The organism is Caldiplasma sukawensis (genome assembly GCF_052315375.1).
Classification (GTDB): Archaea; Thermoplasmatota; Thermoplasmata; order Thermoplasmatales; family Thermoplasmataceae; genus Cuniculiplasma.
Genome location: NZ_JBLSDG010000006.1, coordinates 27,755 through 44,557, shown reverse-complemented (window position 1 = coordinate 44,557; position 16,803 = coordinate 27,755). Strand labels below are relative to the sequence as shown.

The window sequence follows — 16,803 nt, the reverse complement described above, 5'->3', positions numbered from 1 at the left end:
TACCAATCTACCCGCATTACTGTGTTTTTTCACAGGAGGGATAATATGAGTTTGGAAGATAAGATTAAGAAAGCAAAACAGGAATCAAAGGAAAGAAAATTTACGGAAACACTTGATCTCGCAGTGAATCTGAGTGGCGTGGACCTCTCAAATCCGAAAAACAGGATAAATGAGGAGATAATACTGCCCAATGGAAGAGGTAAAGAGATGAAAATAGGAGTTTTTGGCAGTGAAGAGATGAAACTAAAGGCCAGAGATCATTCAGATTTCATTTTTGGTGTTGAGGACATAGGTAAATTTTCGGAAAATAAGAAAGAGTTTAAGAAGATAGTAAATCAGGTTGAATTTTTCATATCAGAGTCAACTCTGATGGCTAATATCGGTAAATCCCTAGGTACTGTTCTTGGTCCAAGGGGTAAGATACCAAGACCATTGCCACCAGGTCAGGACCCAGTTCCTGTAATAAACAACCTTAAAAAGACTGTAAGAGTAAGAAGCAGGGACAGAAGAACATTTCATGTTCCTATTGGCTCCAAAAATATGAAGGAAAAAGAGGTTGCGGACAATATAAGGGAAGTCATGAAAAGAATAGTTTCAAAGCTGGAAAAGGGATATGGAAACATTGAAAGCATATACATTAAAACAACAATGGGTCCAGCAGTTAAAATTGAGGAGGAGGATCTTAGATGAGCAAAATACCTTCATGGAAGCAGGAACTTGTTGCGGAGACTTCAGATAAGATATCAAAGAGTAAAGTATCCGCAATCGTAAGTATCAAAGGGATAAGAAACAAACAGCTTCAGGATATAAGGTTTAAACTAAAGGGCGTTGCATCTCTGAAAGTGATGAGGGGTACACTTCTTGTCAAGGCAATAGAAAGGGCAGGATTGAAGAACGGAGAGAAACTGATACCTTCAGTTAAAGGCCAGGTTGCTCTCATAACAACAGATGAAAATCCGAACAGATTATACAAACTTGTAGAGTCAACAAGGCAGAAAGCACCGGCCAGGGGTGGTGAAATATCTGAAGAGGATATAATAGTACCAGCAAAGGAGACGAATTTTCCACCAGGTCCAATGATTGGAGAGTTTCAAAAGGTTGGATTACAGGCTGCAATAGAGAAGGGAAAGATTGTAATAAAGAAAGAGTCTGTATTTGTAAAAAAAGGTGAAAAGATAAGCAGAGATAAGGCAAAGACTCTTGAGAGGCTAGAAATTTTCCCTATTGAAGTTGGTCTTGATCTTATTTCTGCATATGAGAGTGGAATAATCTTTAACAAGGAAGTACTCTCACTTACACCAGAAAAGATCATTTCGCAGATCGCTGGTGCATTTTCACAGGCAAAGGGTGTGGCTAAGGAGGCGCTGTTCTTTGTAAAGGAGATTATTCCAGACTACATTGTGAAGGCAACATTGGAGGCAGAGAATCTAGCGATTGCTGCCAACTATGTGGACGAGTCGAACGTGAGAATATTCCTGGTTAAGGCAATCAAAGAAGCAATGACCTTGAATAGCGCAATTTCTGGAGAGCCAAAAAAACAAGAGGAGCAAAAGGAAGAGGCTAAAGAGGAGAAAAAAGAGGAAGAGGACGGTACGTCAGGTTTAAATGCATTATTTGGATAAGGAAGGAGGTAATTGAAATGGAGTATATATATGGAGCATTGCTGCTACATGCAGCAGGAAAAGAAATAGATGAGGAAAAGTTGAAAAAGGTTCTGTCAGAGGCTGGAGTAACACCGGATGAAGCAAGGCTGAAATCTCTTGTTAACGGCCTTAAAGAGGTTAACATAGAGGAAGTACTTAAAAATGCAGCCGCAGCACCCGTAATGGCCGCAGCAGCACCCGCCTCTGGACCGGCAGCTGAAGCAAAACCGAAGGAAGAAAAGAAAGAGGAAAAGGAAGAGGCAAAAGAAGAAGAGGCAATGGAAGGACTGAGCTCACTCTTCGGATAAACACATGTTCAGTTTGAAAAGATTGCTGGCAGGTCTTCTTATATATGTCCTGCCTCTAATAATTTTTATCGTTTCGATCATAGTGATTCCTAATATATTATGGACAGCTATATCTTTGATATGGATTTTATCAGCCATTACCTATAAGATACTTATATTGCCAGATGACAGTAAAGAGACTGGCGTCAGGCAGAGAAATTAAATCTTTAGGCATTTGATTATTGAATATTAAAATTTAAAAATTATTTTGATTATTTAAAAAATAATTAAAAAATATCTTATAATCTCAAAATCATGGTGGAACTGCAAGATGTGAGAACACTGCATCAAATCCAATGTATCCTGATGCAATCATAGCTCCAAGAACCGCAATCCAGAAAAGTATTAAAATGACAGTCCACCCCTTCCAGGAAGGATTTCCCTTCTGAGGAACCCTATCTATTATGAGTGATACCGGGTATGAAAGGATTCCAACAAATCCAAATGCAATATACATCAGTAGAAGATCTATTGTTGTAGGTCCAATTATGCTAAGTTCATAGGCTCTTATTCCATAGTATATTGCCATTACACCCGCATAGGCTGCAAACAGTCCCACATATTGCATTTTATATTCCAGCCTTATACTTATGGCAAAGGCAATGATGACTATTGCAACAAGCGTGTACATGTCGAAGTAGAGGATATTAAATGAGCCCGGCAAAGGCCATACAAATTCTCCTTCCAGACCAAATGACAACATTACCAATCCAAGAATTGCCAGTGGAGCCATTCCAGGTTTCAGATGCTTTTCAATATCCTTCTCACCGTTTCTTCTGTAGTCAACATATATGCTGAGAGACATATACAGTATCATTAGGGCTGCCAGAGATAGTGTCAGAAGTTCAAAAGCCAAATCGTCTATAAACTTATTTTTCACCTTCCTTATGATATATCTTACTCTATAATTTGAGGACATAACTTTACAGTTCAGCTATAATATTATATTAATTGCAAATTCATTTGAAATCCAGGAAAATATTAATAATAAAATTTGAATTATAGGATATGAGAAAAGGTATTGCAATAATAGGTGCAGTACTACTTGTTCTAGCAATAATATTCTTTTTTGTAGGTCTTCATATAATAGTACCAAATGCTTCATCACTTGCAGGATCAAATGTAACAGTGAATCAGTATTCTGCAGGAAAATTTGATGCAGGCCCATTTAGCATAAACAGTACCTCTTCACTTCTTACACTCACAACCACAAATTCATCATCTGTGCTGGTGAGTGCTCAGAATTTAAGCAAGGTTAGCAATATGACGGGGGCTTGTGTTATAACCCCATCAGATAGAACATCATCCTCCGGTGAGACCATATTAATATATGATCACCTATCCAAAGGGGAATACTATCTTGTAACCTTTTCAAATTCAGCACCTACTGTTAAGGAGGTAACAGTTAACATAACGGGTACACTAATAGTGGGTGCCCTTTTAACTGTAATGTCTTTTATTATTGGTGTTATTGGTCTTGTTGTGCTTATAATAGGATTGGTAATGAAACCAAAGCGCCCAAAAGATCCGGAAATGATGTATTAAAAGTTATTAATACATATTCAAACATTTTTTAATATCATAATGATAACTGTATATGGGAATAATTGAATGCGTTCCTAATTTCAGTGAAGGAAGGAGAAAAGAGATCATTGATCAAATTGTTAAGAGTATAGAATCCGTAAAAGGAGTTAAGATTCTTGACACGGAAATGGATTCAAGTCATAACAGAAGTGTTGTAACATTTGTGTGTTCTGAGGAAAACGCCCTGGAAGCAGCTTTCAACGGAATAAAAACAGCATCTGAATTAATAGATATGAACAGTCACTCGGGAGAGCATCCAAGGTTTGGCTCTGCGGATGTGATTCCATTTATTCCCGTTCAGGGAGTTTCAATGAAAAAATGCATTGAACTTGCAAAGGAACTTGGAAAGATGGTTGGTGAACAGTTAAAAATTCCCGTATATTTATATGGTGAAGCTGCAATCAGAGAAGAAAGGAAGAATCTTGAAAACATCAGAAATAAAAATTTTCAGTTTGAGCAATTGAGGGAGCATATATCAGAGGAGAAAAATTCCCCTGATTTTGGCCCTAAAACCGTTGGGAAATCAGGGGCAAGCATTATTGGTGCAAGAGAATTTCTTATCGCATATAATGTTAATTTAAAAACACAGGATATGGAGATAGGAAAAAAAATAGCAAAGGCACTGAGGGCAAAGGACGGCGGACTGACATTTGTGAAGGCACTACCGTTCTTCATAAAGGAAAAAAACTGTGTACAGATTTCCATGAATCTCACAAATTTCAGAAAGACACCTATTTACAGGGCATTCGAACTGGTGAGATTAGAAGCCAACAGATATGGCGTGGAACCGTTTGAGTCAGAAATTGTAGGCCTTGTCCCTCTGGATGCAATTTCAGACTCCCTTTCCTATTTTTTGAAAATTAACGATTTTAAATCTTCTCAGATATTTGAAAAGAAGGTGTGGGAATAATGGATCTCTCAAGATTCCTTGAGGAATTAGAATCTGAAAGTCCTGCTCCAGGTGGAGGTGCAGCAAGTTCCCTTTGTGGAGTAATATCTGCAAGCCTTTCTCTTATGGTATCCAGATTAACAGTAGGAAGAAAAAAATATGAAAGTGTACAGATGGAGATTCAGAAATTAATATCCTCTTACATGAAAATAAAAGAATCACTGATGAAAATGATAGAGGAAGATACGGACGCTTTCAATAAAATTTCAGAGGCAAGAAAACTTCCAAAAGGCAGCGAGGAAGAAATAGCAGTTCGTGAAAAAGCCATTGAAAATGCAATTAAGCGTGCGACCATTGTTCCCTACAAAATAGGAAGACAATGTTTATCAATTCTTAGCCTGAACAGATATCTGATTAAAATTGGGAATAAAAATGCCTGGACAGATTGTGTGGCCTCATCAAAGATTGCGCAAGCCTCACTGGAAAGTGCTCTTTTAAACGTGGAAATAAATACATCATTTATGAAGGACAAAGATTTTTCCACAGAATACAGGATGAAGAGTTTGTTGATGATTGAGGCTGGAAGAGAAATGCTTAACTACATTCAGAAATCGGTGGGAAAATGGAATCAATAAAGGATGAGATGAAGGATCCAACAATAACTGACATATATGAGGCATCCAACTATCTAAAGGGAAAAATAGAAAACACCCCTCTGCTCTATTCAAAAACATTTTCCAATATTCTCAAGGCTCAGGTTTACTTCAAGCTGGAGAATTTTCAGAAAACGGGATCATTCAAATCAAGGGGGGCTCTATTCAAGATATCAAAATTGAGCCAGAAAGAAAAGGAGAAAGGAGTCATAGCATGCAGTGCCGGAAATCATGCTCAGGGTGTTGCGTTTGCAGCAACCACAGTTGGCGTTAAATCAACAATAGTGATGCCAACATATACTATCAGTGCTAAGGTAAATGCGGTAAGAAATTACGGTGCAGACATAATCCTGAAGGGCGAGAGTTATGTAGAATCCTTTTCAATAGCAAAGGAGATATCTGAGAAAGAAGGAAAAACCTTCATAGACGGATTTAACGACAGGTGGATAATATCAGGACAGGGTACAATAGGTCTTGAGATAATTGAAAAACTGGATCATCCAGATATGGTTGTAGTTCCTGTAGGCGGAGGAGGTCTGATCTCTGGTATATCTACGGCAATAAAATCAATATCACCAGACACAAAAATGATAGGTGTTCAGAGCAGCAATTGTGACTGTGTAATACAATCACTAAATGGTATAGAGAAGCCATCATCAAAAGGGTTCACAATAGCCGATGGAATCGCAGTTCAGAATCCTGGGGCACTCAATATAAGCATTATAAAAAAGAATGTGGATGGCATTGTCACGGTAAATGATGAGGAGATGGCTTATAGCCTTTTCAAGCTTCTTGAAAGGCAAAAAATTGTGGTGGAGCCATCAGGAGCTGCCCCACTTGCCGCGGCACTTTCTGGAAAAATTGATGTCAAGGGAAAGACTGTGGTTTTTGTGGTTTCAGGGGGGAATGTGGATCTCCTACTTCTCTCAAAAATCATATACAAAGGACTTGAAACCGATCTTGGCCTTGTTAGAATAGAATGTAAAATACCTGACAGGCCTGGAACACTTGAAAAAATAACAAACGTCATTGCTTCAGCCAACGCAAACATTTTTCATGCAGAGGTAGACAACCTATCAAAGGGAACACCTCCGGGGTACCAGAGTATAACCTTCAGCATAAACGTGAGAGACAGGGAACATCTTGAAATGCTACTGGACAAGCTAAGGGAGAAGGGTTATATATTCACAATAACTGAAAACTAATTTTTAGTATATATGGTGAGTATGTCTCCATCTGAAAGTTCATAATCAATACCAACTCTCATTTCCCTGATCTTTGAATTTTTAGAGATTACCAGTCCATATCTAAAAGAGTCAAGCATCTCCCTAGATATTTTTCTGCATGCTTCCCTTACAGTTGCCCCTTTCTTCAAAACCAGTGGTTTTTCAAAATCTGTCTCCCCTGCCCTATTTCTAAGGTATACCCTTACAAAGTCAAGGGAATTGTATATGCCATCCTTAAGTTCATCTATGCCTATCCCTGTTGCTGCAGACACTGGAAAAACCTTGCCGTACTTTTCCATGGATCTTATCTTTTCCTCATCATGTTGCATATCTATCTTGTTAACAGCAACGATGGCGGGTATGTAAACAACATTTCCCTTGAAATATTCTATTATATCGTCCAGTGTCACGTTCTCCCTGATGTAAAGCTCTGCATTGGTTATCTTGAATTCTTTCATGACCATTCTTATCTGTTCTTCGTCAATCTCAACGTTTTTAGGCTTTCTTATCCTTATTCCTCCACTTGATCCCTTCTTAATTCCAATATTCTTTCTTTTCTTGTTAACTTCAATACTTGCCTTTCTCAATTCTTCAATTATTCTATCCATCCCTTTGCATTCAATGTCAGTGGTCAATATTATAAGGTCAGCAGTCCTGACCATGCTCAAAACTTCCCTTCCCCTCCCGGTTCCAAGGGCGGCATTCTCTATAATTCCAGGAAGGTCAAGAAGCTGGATCTGTGCTCCATGGTACCTTAGCATTCCCGGTATAACTTTAAGTGTTGTGAATGCATAGTTTCCAACCTCACTTTTTGTATCAGTAAGTGCATTTAAAAGGCTGCTTTTTCCAACATTTGGGTATCCCACAAATGCAACCGAAGCATCCCCGGATTTCTGTAATGAGAATCCTGTTCCTCCACCTTTTCTATGTGACTCCTGTTCCATCTGAAGTCTTGCAATCTTAGCCTTTAGCATTCCAATATGTGCTTCCGTTGCTTTATTGTATTTTGTCCTCTTTATTTCATCCTCTATCTCCTGGATTCTCTCTTCAATGGTTGCCAATGAAAGATGTATTCAATTCACAATTTAATATATTTGATCATTCTGAAAAGATAATGTCTTAAGATCATTCTCCTTTAATTAATAAAGTAGATTGAATTCCATTTTTTAAATACACTTTTAAATAGTAATAAAAAATTCAACCTGAATGATGATAGATCCAGGAATATTTCTGGCAGCTCTGGGAATAATAGTTTTGGAGATGTCAGAAGCATCCGCTGTTTCAATTGCACTGGCTGCAGATCAGAAGAACATATACCCTTATCTTTACACAACAGCCGGTGTCATAACGGTTCTCATACCAACTGCCCTTGCTGGGGATTTCTTTCAAATTTTTCCAATCATATATGTAAGACTCTTTTCTGCAATACTCATCCTTTACTTTGCCCAGAGGCTGGCAAGAAGTGCAAGAAGATCAATGAAATTCCAGTATGCAAAGAATTTTCCAAAATCACACAAGGAAGAGGTTGGTGAGAAGGGCGTTAATGTTACTGCATACTCCGTGGGAATCGTGGAAGCCTTTGAGGCTGCAATAGTATTGATTGCTCTATTTCCAGAGAATTATTCTTCAACACTCATAGGGTTGATTGTTGGTGTATTAATAGTGCTTGCGTTCTCATACGTATTGAGGCAGAGTATAAGAAAACTAAAACAGGGAATAGTAAAAGTTTCAGTATCTGCAATTCTGTTCACCTTTTCAGCCTACTGGTTCATAGAAACTATAACAACAATTAACGATATATTCCTAATACCTATGTTCGTGCTTTTCTTCATACTGGTATATATATTTGCAACTTATGGAATTAAAAAATCAACAACTTCCCCGGCATAAAAACATTTAACTTTTGATTTCATAACTAACCATGATTAATTTCAGGGAAATAATAGATATAAGCATGCCAGTGGATGATACCACCCCTGTTTACGAGGGAGATCCTCAGATTTCAATAAAGGGAATAAGAAACAAGGAAAAAAATTACATACATATCACAGACCTGCATTTTGGAAACCATACAGGAACCCATTTTGATGCACCATTTCATATGATACCCGAAGGCAAGAAATCATCTGAAATTCCGCTTGACCATTTTATTGGAAATGCCACTGTGATCCAGGTTAATGGAGATTCGGTAAAAGTGGAAAATATACCGGAAAAACATAATGAAATAGTACTCTTCAAGACAAAAAATTCCGATTTTTCAGGGCAGTTTCATCGGGATTTCGCCTATATAGAAAAAGAAGCAGCCAAAAAACTTGCATCACACAATGTCAAGCTTGTGGGAATTGATTACCTTTCGGTTGACCCATTTGGGTTCGATTATCCACATGCGCACATGGAATTTTTACCCAGGGGTATTGTTATAGTAGAGGGGTTAAGTTTAAAAAATGTCACTCCTGGAGATTACTATTTCATAGGACTTCCCCTTAAACTTTCAACTGACGGAGCTCCAATGAGGGCAATACTTTTAAAATCATAGGTATTACTGAACGAGATGAAGCTCATAGAAAACTGGTTCTCAGAGAGGTATTCAGACAATCTTCAGCTATCCTTCAGGGTGAGTGATCAGCTGCTTTCTATAAGGACTGATTACCAAAGAATAGATGTTTTTGAAACCTACGATTTTGGAAAACTACTGTCAATAGATGGCACTGTTCAGCTGACTGAGAGGGATGAATACGTCTATCATGAAATGATAACAATGATGCCATATTACCATGCAAGGAAGAGACCTGAAAATGTCCTTGTCATAGGCGGAGGAGATGGGGGTGTTGCAGGAGAACTTCTGAAACTTGGGATTAAAAAAATTGTGAATGTTGAGATAGATGGACATGTGGTGGAGGTATGCAGAAAGCACTTTCCTCAACTCTCATCCTCATTCGATCAAAAGGGTGTTAATCTTATTATTGGAGACGGCATCAAATACGTAAAGGAGACAAAAGAGAAGTTTGATATGGTAATCGTTGATTCAACAGATCCAGAGGGCCCTGCTGAAGGACTCTTTGGCAGAGACTTTTATTCCAACGTAAGAAAAATACTTTCAGAAGATGGAATTGTTGTTGCTCAGACTGGTTCACCATACTATCAGCCCAGGGCAATAAAAATGGCAACTGATGCAATGAAAGCAAACTTCCAATACGTTATAACTTACACAGCTTTCATTCCAACCTATCCAAGCGGTTTCTGGAGTTTTACAATGGCTGCACAATACAAGCCAGAGATCAGGGAGGAGATTAAAATTAAGGGAAAGTACTTTAACGAACAGATATGCAGAGGCTCAACTGCACTGCCACAGTTTGTCCTGGATATGATCACCTGATCTTCCAGTAAGCTTTTCTTTCTTTTATCATCTCTTCGTAATTTTTTCCATGTTTTCTTGCAATCCTTTCAAGTTTTCTCAGATTCTTGATAAAATTTGCCTTACTTTCACTATTTATGTTCTTTCTGAAAAAATTATCATCCCTTATCCAAGCGTAGGAATAATAGAGGAAGACAAAAAAACCTATGAATGAGAGGGCAAAGACCCAGTATTGCCAGTTGCCTATTGAAACAAGGGAAAGACCAGAATTTTCTATGGCCATATTTCCTGTTATAAGGTCGTTAAATGTGATCAGGAAAAATATAAAGGAAATCACCATAAGGGCCATATAAAAGTACACATACAGGTTCTTGAAACTAAATGACATATCAGTCATCAATAAAACATGTATATTTTAATTTGAGCCTTTATTCAACCATTCCATGAATTTTTCAAGAGCCCTGATCCTGTGTGAAAGCATGTTTTTTTCATCCACGGTCATCTCTGCAAGTGATTTTTTGGAATCCACAGGTATGAATATTGGATCATATCCAAATCCCTTAACTCCGGAAGGTTTTGTTGAAATATTTCCTTCCACTCTTCCAACAAATTGATCTATTTTCCCCTCATTGCAATATGATATAACGGTTACAAAAAACGCATTTCTTTTCGAAATTCCGTTCATCAATTTTAATATCCCCTCATTTCCAATTTTTTTCTGAACATAGGAGGAGTAAGGACCGGGAAAACCGTTTAAACTTTCAATGTAGAGGCCTGTATCCTCCAGGAAAAAAGGCCCCTCAATTTTTTTATATAGATCTTCAGCACTTCTCCTGGAAATCTCCTCAGTGGTATCTGCCTGTATTTCATCATATTCAATATTTATCCATTCGATCTTTATGTTCTTTTTTTCAGCATACTGTTTCACTTCAAGAAACTTATGTTCATTGTGGGTTACAAACTTCAGAATCATGCATATCTCCTTCTTTCTTCGATTTTTTTCATTTCTTCAATCACTTTCTCCCCATCTCTGTAGCATTTTACATAAGATTTTAGGAAAATTTTAAAGAATTTTTCCCACTCCTCATATTTTGATTTCAAACTTTCCTTCATCAGTCTTATATCATATGCTTTTTCTGTAATATCCTCTGTTTTCTTCCCCATGGAAGGATCTATGAAATAGGACTTTTCATCTTTGTATAATATATTGTTCAGTGTCAGATCACCATGACACAGATTCGCCTGGTGCATCTTTCCTGCCTGTTCTCCGGCATCATTCAGGCATTTTTCCATTTCAATTCCTTTTAACAATGATGCCTGTTTACCATCTATGTATTCGGCGGCATAGGAAATATCATCATATATCTTCAGGGGAAGGGGGACATTCACACCGGCGGATCTCATCTGAAAAAGCATGGATATCTCATTTCTCATCCTTGATTTTCTTATAATATTATCCAGTTCCTCCCTTCTGTAAATTTTTTGGGGTCTGCTCTTTTTTATGCATATCAAACCTTTTATTTCTTCTATTGAAATTATGGATTCCGCCCCTTTCATCCGGTATTTGGTATTTTTGTCCTCTATCCATGGGGTTTTCACTTCATCTATTCTGTAATACTGATCTATAGCAGTATCTTCAATTTTTTGAAATCCTGAATATTTAGAAATGAGAAGCCCTGCCTGCCCTATCATTGCTCCATTGTCCATACAGTATTCAAGTGGCGTATCGAAAACTCTAACTCCATGCTCATTGGCCATATCCGTTATCATCTGATTAAGTCGTCTGTTCCTTGCCACTCCTCCAGCGGTGAGTATTTCACCCTTTCCGGAGGTGAACAGTGCTCTTTCAAGAATCTCAACAACCATTGAAAATGAGGTTTCCTGAACACTGAAAGCTACGTCTTCAGGCCTTTCACCCTTGCCTATGAGTGAAACTGCTGCAGTATATATGCCTGAAAATGCAACATCCATTCCTCTCACTGAATAAGGTATTTTTAGAAGCTTCTTCCCTTTTTCAGCCAGTTTTTCAATTTCAGGACCTGCTGGAAAAGGTATGTTAAGGGCCCTTCCCAGCTTATCTATCATGTTGCCTATACCAATGTCAAGTGTCTCTCCAAGAACAGAATAATGATCTGCCATATGTGCAATGATCTGTGTGTTTCCACCGGAAACATACAACATTACCGGATCATATGCACCGGATAACCTTCTTCCTATCTCAACATGGCCCAATGGATGATTGACACCCACGATTGGAACATTGTATTTAAGAGCAAAGGCCCTTGCTGAAGCTGCTGTGATCTTTAGAGATGGTGGCAGCCCAGGCCCCCTTGAAAAGCACACCAATTGTATATCTTCAGGCCTGATGCCTGCCTCTTCTATTGCCTTCTTAATCACAATGGGCGCATACTGGAAATGATGATCTGCTGTCTCTCTTGGATTTATCCCACCATTGGCTGGTTTGTATGTGTGAGAGACCATTGAATAAATTTTATTCTCGTCCAGCACAGACGCACTTATTGTATGGGCCGTACCCTCTATCCCAAGAGCGAGCATTAAATGTGTATGTTTTATTATTTAATACTCTTATTCCTATGCTTTTTTCAATGTGAACAGAGTATAGATACTTGATAAAAAGAGTATCAGAGAGCCAAGTGAACCCCACGCAAGGAGTTTAATATTTCTCTTAACATTGAAGTTAATAATTGAGAGTCCAAAGACCACGGAAGAAAGTGACGAAATATAGTAAAAGCTTCTGAAAATCATAAAATATGATCCCCTGTAAAACAGCTTCATAGAAAATGTATGAATAATCAGATTAATGAGTCCAAATCTGTATACCAGTTCCGCAGTCACAACGCCTCTAAAAAGTAAGGAGCCAAATAGCAATATTGGAATAACAAATGTGAAAAAGCTTTCTATCTTGTAAAATCTGTTTGCCTTCTTCATTGTACCGTTTCTTATATTTTCAAAGAAATTTCTCCAAGTGGTTCTTGTCCATCTCCCCATCTGTTTCCAGAGTGACTTGAAGTTAGCCTTTGGCTCCACAGTGACATTGCAGGAGAAGCATTTCTTTGCGTGGTAGCCTTTTCTTATTACATAAGATGTGAGTTCTGCATCGTCCCCGCCCCCCTGGTATATTATTTTTCCCCTGTATTTTTTTGTCCTGAATTCTTCAGAAACCACAAGATCTTTTATAACGTCCGATCTGTACATGCAAAAAGCTCCATCTATTAGCATTACTGAACCAAAATAGTTCATGGCTTTCTGTATTTTCTCCTTTGCCATTTCAAAAAACTCCATTGCATATCCTGTTGGTTTTCCATCGGATGTATCAAAATGAAGATTTCCACCAATCCCTCCAGTATCCGGTCTCACATTTTTCAATAATTGGCCAACTGCATCATCCGAGGGGATAACATCCCCATCCATGAAAACAACAAATGGTGTTTCAACACTTTCCATCCCAAGGCCCATGGAATCTCTCTTTCCTGATCTAGCCTTTTTACCAATGATTTCCACATTCATACCATTTAGCGCATCCCTGTAAATTTCAGGATTTCCGTCAACAACAACTATTGTTTTGTATACCTGTGGGATTATGATTCTCAAAGACTCTCTTATTCTTAACGGGTCTTCGTTGTAAACCGTTACTATGCAAGTGATATCTTCCTTCCCATAATGATTCAGAGGGTGATGTTCCTCATTCTTTTTGCTGAAATGGTAATTCAGAATATAATATAGCAAGGAAGTGATTGACCCAACCACACTCAGTAAAATGAAGATCAGGAATTCAATTCTCACAAAGATCTATTCTCCAGCTATTTAATTGTTTATTGGTACGATCATACAAACAGCACCTGCTTATCTTTCACAAAAGTGCCTTTTTGAAGATCGAGAAATGCCTGGTTTAGTTCCTCTTCTGTTGTCATCACAACAGGCCCGTACCATGCAATTCTTTCTCTCTGTGGCTTTCCACCTATTATTATGGCCTCTGATCCATTCTGGCCTGAAACGCTGAAAGTTTCACCAGTATCTGATAAAATGATAACCTGTCCTCTTGATATTCTATTTGAATTTACTGTAATTTCCCCATTCAGGCCAAGAACTAAGATCTTTTTGCCCTCCATCTCATTCAAGGTGATAGTTTCTCCATTAAATTTAAAGTGGAAGTAGGATATCTGGCTTGATTCATTAACATACGGGCCAGTAACATCTCCGTACTTTCCTCCTATTACCTTTACCTGTGTACCACCTTCCGTCTTATAAGTTTCAATTTCAGAACTCTTTCTGTAAATGTAGGTTGGTTTCTGCATCTTTTCCCTTGATCTGAGGTTAATCCACAACTGGACTCCATACACCTCTTTTTTTCCGCTTTTTCTCAATTCTTCATCATTGTATGCCGGCATCTCCTGATGAAAAATTCCGCTTCCGGCAACCATGCTCTGTATATCTCCTCCGTACATTCTTCCTCGATTTCCGTTGCTGTCTTCATGATCCGTTATCCCTTTAATCTGATATGTGAGGGTCTCTATGCCTCTGTGAGGGTGCCATGGAAAACCTGCCTCATATTCCTGTGGGATATCTGAGCCGAATAAATCCATGAGAAGAAAAGGATCTGTCATTTTAAATGTATTAGGACCTCCAAAAGTCCTAAGGAGTTTTACTCCAGCACCATCATAGGCAACTCTGCCCTGGATAATGCCTATTATACTTTTTTCCATGATACAGCAATGGATTTTTAATAAAAATAAGTATTATTTATTACATTCGTTGATACTAAATTACACTTTTAATATCATTTTTCAACTATTTTGATTAATTTTTGTCCAACCTCTTCATATATTTTTCTCACGGGCTCAGAAGATGTAACAGCAGGTATACCGGAATCTCCTGAACTCACAATCTCAGGAAATATGGGTATCCTTCCAAGGAAATTTATCCCCTTTTCCTTTGCAAGCCTTTCAGCTCCACCAGTCTTGAATATTTCTGTAACCTTTCCACAGTGGGGGCATGCAAAACCAGACATGTTTTCCACTATTCCAATAATATTCATCTTGAACTGCTCAGCAAAATTTATTGCTTTCTTTGCATCATTCAAGGCAACATCCTGAGGCGTGACAACAATGATCACACCATCTATTTTAGATGGTATCATCTGGGCAACGGTTATAGCCTCATCTCCAGTTCCAGGAGGAAAATCAATTATAATATAGTCTGTACCAGCCCATTCTGTATCCTCAAGAAAGTTGTGCATTATCCTTCCTCTCAATGCCCCCCTCCATATAAGTGCTGTATTCTCGTCAGGAAGTATGAACGCCATTGATACAACCTTAACCTTATTAAAGTTTGAAACTGCAGGTACTATTCTGTTACCATTTGCGGACAGCTTTTCTTTTCTAATTCCAAGCATCATTGGATCATCAGGGCCATTCAGATCAGCATCTATGAGGCCAACACTCCTCTCCTTCCCAAGGGTAACCGCAAGATTGACTGAAAATGTGCTCTTTCCAACACCACCTTTACCGCTCATAACAAGTATTGTATGCTTAACTCCAAGGTATTTGTCAGATTCCTCTGGAGGGATCTGTTTTACCGGTGGAGGTTCATTGATCTTAATTGTACCTTTTGGCATGTTACCTGTATTTCATCTTATTATAAATATGAAGATTATGAAAAATTCTTCTTGATCACATTCTTGGAATTCAGATCAAAAAGTGTCACTATGCAAGGGTCAGGTGAATAGTTCATCATTTTCTGATATTCTGTCTGGGACTGCCATGTTGAAGAATTAACATACCTCACACCATTATAGTTCCCAAGGAAATGCCCATGTATATGCCCAGTAATGAAGATGTCAGGTACCTCTTCTATTATGTGATGATCATCACTGGATGGTATTATGGGAGTTCTGCTTCCATATGGTGGCCCCAGATATCTTCTTTTTAACATGAGCTCTAGTACCTTTCCAACACTCTTGAAACTGCCGCCCGGTATGAGTTCAATAAGATCGTTTATGGCCATTCCATGGTATATGAGAATGTTTTTAGTGCCTATTTTCAGATTTGTTGGATTTGGAAGCATTTTAACATTTTTACCAAACAAATTTTTCACACCTTCTCCGAATGCTGGCTGAGGTTCTGCCAATCTCACAGTGTCGTGGTTGCCGGGCATAATATAAACGCTTATATCTTCAGGTATCTGGTTCACATATTCTGCAAGTGATGCATACTGCTCAATAGGATTCACAATTTCAAGATCATTCGCCTGTCCGGGATAAACACCAATGCCATCAACAACATCTCCACTCATTATTATGTGTCTTACATTGGCAGCATCCTCGCTGCTTGAATTGAACCATTTTATCATTCTTTCAAAATTTTCCTTGAGCAGTGTCTTACTACCTACATGTATATCAGAAATGGAACAGACATATTCTGGCTCTCTCACATCTTCTTGTATAATTCTGTTTGGAATGTCTGGTCTTATTATTTCCGAAGTAAATATCGCAGGTTTCTCCCTTCCATTAAAGTTTGAGGATTTTGGCTTTCTACCCACCAGCCCTATAACCTCGTCATTCAGTATTATCTCCTCAGATAGGGGATTGTTTTTCATTACTATTGCATCTATTGTAGAATCTTCATCTTCTACCGTTATTTTCAGATGACCATTCTGTGTCTTTTTAACATCAGCTACCATTCCTATAATCCTGTATTCTCCTGGTCCTCCGTCAACCACAGACCTTATATCCGAAACCTCTCTGAGTCTGCCCGCATTAAGTATTATTGATTTGAGTTTTTCATATCTGCTAATGAACATTCCTCTGAAGTCCTCTATGGAGTCACCCGCCTTTAACTGGCTGAAATCTATCTCCTTTATAACAGGAATGGATTCACTTTTCCCATCCATGAGAAGTGAAATAACATCGGAGTATCTGATTATGCCCTTTGAAATGTATTCATTTGAAAGAAATCTCATAATACTAGTTCCAAGTGATTTCTCAATTATGGTTTTAACTGCCTTTGGTTCTATGAGAATCCCATGTTTTTGGAAGAATTCAATTATCTCCTCCCTTTTTGTGAAAAGGCCATTATCCATTATGAATA

At 38.2% G+C, this 16,803-nt stretch carries 19 protein-coding genes; 10 read left to right on the top strand and 9 right to left on the bottom strand.

Features of this window, described 5'->3' with window-relative positions; genetic code table 11:
- Nucleotides 1–45 precede the first annotated feature (45 nt).
- Genes ACNF4Z_RS04585 through rpl12p form a run of 3 tightly spaced genes read left to right on the top strand, consistent with a single transcriptional unit; the run spans nt 46 to nt 1,951 of the window.
- Nucleotides 46–690 carry a 50S ribosomal protein L1 gene (locus ACNF4Z_RS04585; RefSeq protein ID WP_458328066.1) on the top strand — a complete coding sequence of 215 codons (645 nt, stop codon included), beginning with the start codon at nt 46–48 and terminating at the stop codon, nt 688–690.
- Nucleotides 687–1,622 carry a 50S ribosomal protein L10 gene (locus ACNF4Z_RS04580; RefSeq protein WP_458328065.1) on the top strand — a complete coding sequence of 312 codons (936 nt, stop codon included), beginning with the start codon at nt 687–689 and terminating at the stop codon, nt 1,620–1,622. The genes ACNF4Z_RS04585 and ACNF4Z_RS04580 overlap by 4 nt, the downstream gene beginning before the upstream one ends.
- A gap of 17 nt (nt 1,623–1,639) precedes the next feature.
- Nucleotides 1,640–1,951, top strand: coding sequence for a 50S ribosomal protein P1 (rpl12p, locus tag ACNF4Z_RS04575; protein WP_458328064.1), 312 nt, complete (start codon nt 1,640–1,642; stop codon nt 1,949–1,951).
- Between the two features lie 292 nt (nt 1,952–2,243).
- On the opposite strand, the gene ACNF4Z_RS04570 is transcribed toward rpl12p, so the two are convergent.
- Nucleotides 2,244–2,909 (bottom strand): DUF981 family protein, encoded by a 666-nt coding sequence (locus ACNF4Z_RS04570; RefSeq protein WP_458328063.1) that lies wholly within the window; start codon nt 2,907–2,909, stop codon nt 2,244–2,246.
- An 89-nt stretch (nt 2,910–2,998) separates the two neighbouring features.
- Between ACNF4Z_RS04570 and ACNF4Z_RS04565 the strand changes: the two genes are divergently transcribed.
- From ACNF4Z_RS04565 to ilvA, 4 genes are read left to right on the top strand one after another with little or no spacing between them, the layout of a single operon-like run.
- Complete coding sequence (locus ACNF4Z_RS04565) at nt 2,999–3,535, top strand: hypothetical protein (protein ID WP_458328062.1); 537 nt, start codon at nt 2,999–3,001, stop codon at nt 3,533–3,535.
- 52 nt (nt 3,536–3,587) lie between these two features.
- Entirely contained in the window at nt 3,588–4,484 is an 897-nt protein-coding gene (gene ftcD, locus ACNF4Z_RS04560) for a glutamate formimidoyltransferase (RefSeq protein WP_458328061.1), read from the top strand.
- On the top strand, nt 4,484–5,098 hold the full coding sequence (locus tag ACNF4Z_RS04555) for a cyclodeaminase/cyclohydrolase family protein (RefSeq protein ID WP_458328060.1): 615 nt from the start codon (nt 4,484–4,486) through the stop codon (nt 5,096–5,098). The genes ftcD and ACNF4Z_RS04555 overlap by 1 nt, the downstream gene beginning before the upstream one ends.
- Entirely contained in the window at nt 5,086–6,321 is a 1,236-nt protein-coding gene (gene ilvA, locus ACNF4Z_RS04550; RefSeq protein WP_458328059.1) for a threonine ammonia-lyase, read from the top strand. Before ACNF4Z_RS04555 ends, ilvA begins: the two co-directional genes overlap by 13 nt.
- On the opposite strand, the gene ACNF4Z_RS04545 is transcribed toward ilvA, so the two are convergent.
- Complete coding sequence (locus ACNF4Z_RS04545) at nt 6,318–7,403, bottom strand: OBG GTPase family GTP-binding protein (RefSeq protein WP_458328058.1); 1,086 nt, start codon at nt 7,401–7,403, stop codon at nt 6,318–6,320. The two genes, ilvA and ACNF4Z_RS04545, sit on opposite strands and share 4 nt — an antisense overlap.
- Before the next feature lie 145 nt (nt 7,404–7,548).
- Between ACNF4Z_RS04545 and ACNF4Z_RS04540 the strand changes: the two genes are divergently transcribed.
- Genes ACNF4Z_RS04540 through speE form a run of 3 tightly spaced genes read left to right on the top strand, consistent with a single transcriptional unit; the run spans nt 7,549 to nt 9,718 of the window.
- Nucleotides 7,549–8,232, top strand: coding sequence for a hypothetical protein (locus ACNF4Z_RS04540; protein WP_458328057.1), 684 nt, complete (start codon nt 7,549–7,551; stop codon nt 8,230–8,232).
- Nucleotides 8,233–8,263: 31 nt separating this feature from the next.
- Nucleotides 8,264–8,878, top strand: a complete 615-nt coding sequence (locus tag ACNF4Z_RS04535; RefSeq protein ID WP_458328056.1) for a cyclase family protein — start codon at nt 8,264–8,266, stop codon at nt 8,876–8,878.
- Nucleotides 8,879–8,893: 15 nt separating this feature from the next.
- Nucleotides 8,894–9,718: a polyamine aminopropyltransferase gene (gene speE / locus ACNF4Z_RS04530; protein WP_458328055.1), complete on the top strand. Its 825-nt coding sequence runs from the start codon at nt 8,894–8,896 to the stop codon at nt 9,716–9,718.
- Here speE and ACNF4Z_RS04525 read toward each other — a convergent pair.
- From ACNF4Z_RS04525 to ACNF4Z_RS04495, 7 genes are all read right to left on the bottom strand, one after another.
- A complete protein-coding gene (locus ACNF4Z_RS04525; protein ID WP_458328054.1) occupies nt 9,711–10,085 on the bottom strand; it encodes a DUF3198 domain-containing protein in 375 nt (124 codons plus the stop codon). The two genes, speE and ACNF4Z_RS04525, sit on opposite strands and share 8 nt — an antisense overlap.
- Nucleotides 10,086–10,112: 27 nt before the next feature.
- Nucleotides 10,113–10,670 carry an XTP/dITP diphosphatase gene (locus ACNF4Z_RS04520; protein WP_458328053.1) on the bottom strand — a complete coding sequence of 186 codons (558 nt, stop codon included), beginning with the start codon at nt 10,668–10,670 and terminating at the stop codon, nt 10,113–10,115.
- Nucleotides 10,667–12,253: a bifunctional N(6)-L-threonylcarbamoyladenine synthase/serine/threonine protein kinase gene (locus ACNF4Z_RS04515; RefSeq protein ID WP_458328052.1), complete on the bottom strand. Its 1,587-nt coding sequence runs from the start codon at nt 12,251–12,253 to the stop codon at nt 10,667–10,669. Before ACNF4Z_RS04515 ends, ACNF4Z_RS04520 begins: the two co-directional genes overlap by 4 nt.
- A 36-nt stretch (nt 12,254–12,289) precedes the next feature.
- Nucleotides 12,290–13,501 carry a glycosyltransferase gene (locus ACNF4Z_RS04510; RefSeq protein WP_458328051.1) on the bottom strand — a complete coding sequence of 404 codons (1,212 nt, stop codon included), beginning with the start codon at nt 13,499–13,501 and terminating at the stop codon, nt 12,290–12,292.
- A 41-nt stretch (nt 13,502–13,542) separates the two neighbouring features.
- Nucleotides 13,543–14,421 carry a pirin family protein gene (locus tag ACNF4Z_RS04505; protein WP_458328050.1) on the bottom strand — a complete coding sequence of 293 codons (879 nt, stop codon included), beginning with the start codon at nt 14,419–14,421 and terminating at the stop codon, nt 13,543–13,545.
- A gap of 74 nt (nt 14,422–14,495) precedes the next feature.
- Nucleotides 14,496–15,332, bottom strand: a complete 837-nt coding sequence (locus ACNF4Z_RS04500) for an Mrp/NBP35 family ATP-binding protein (RefSeq protein WP_458328049.1) — start codon at nt 15,330–15,332, stop codon at nt 14,496–14,498.
- Nucleotides 15,333–15,367: 35 nt separating this feature from the next.
- Nucleotides 15,368–16,795 carry a DNA-directed DNA polymerase II small subunit gene (locus tag ACNF4Z_RS04495; protein WP_458328048.1) on the bottom strand — a complete coding sequence of 476 codons (1,428 nt, stop codon included), beginning with the start codon at nt 16,793–16,795 and terminating at the stop codon, nt 15,368–15,370.
- Nucleotides 16,796–16,803: the final 8 nt, after the last annotated feature.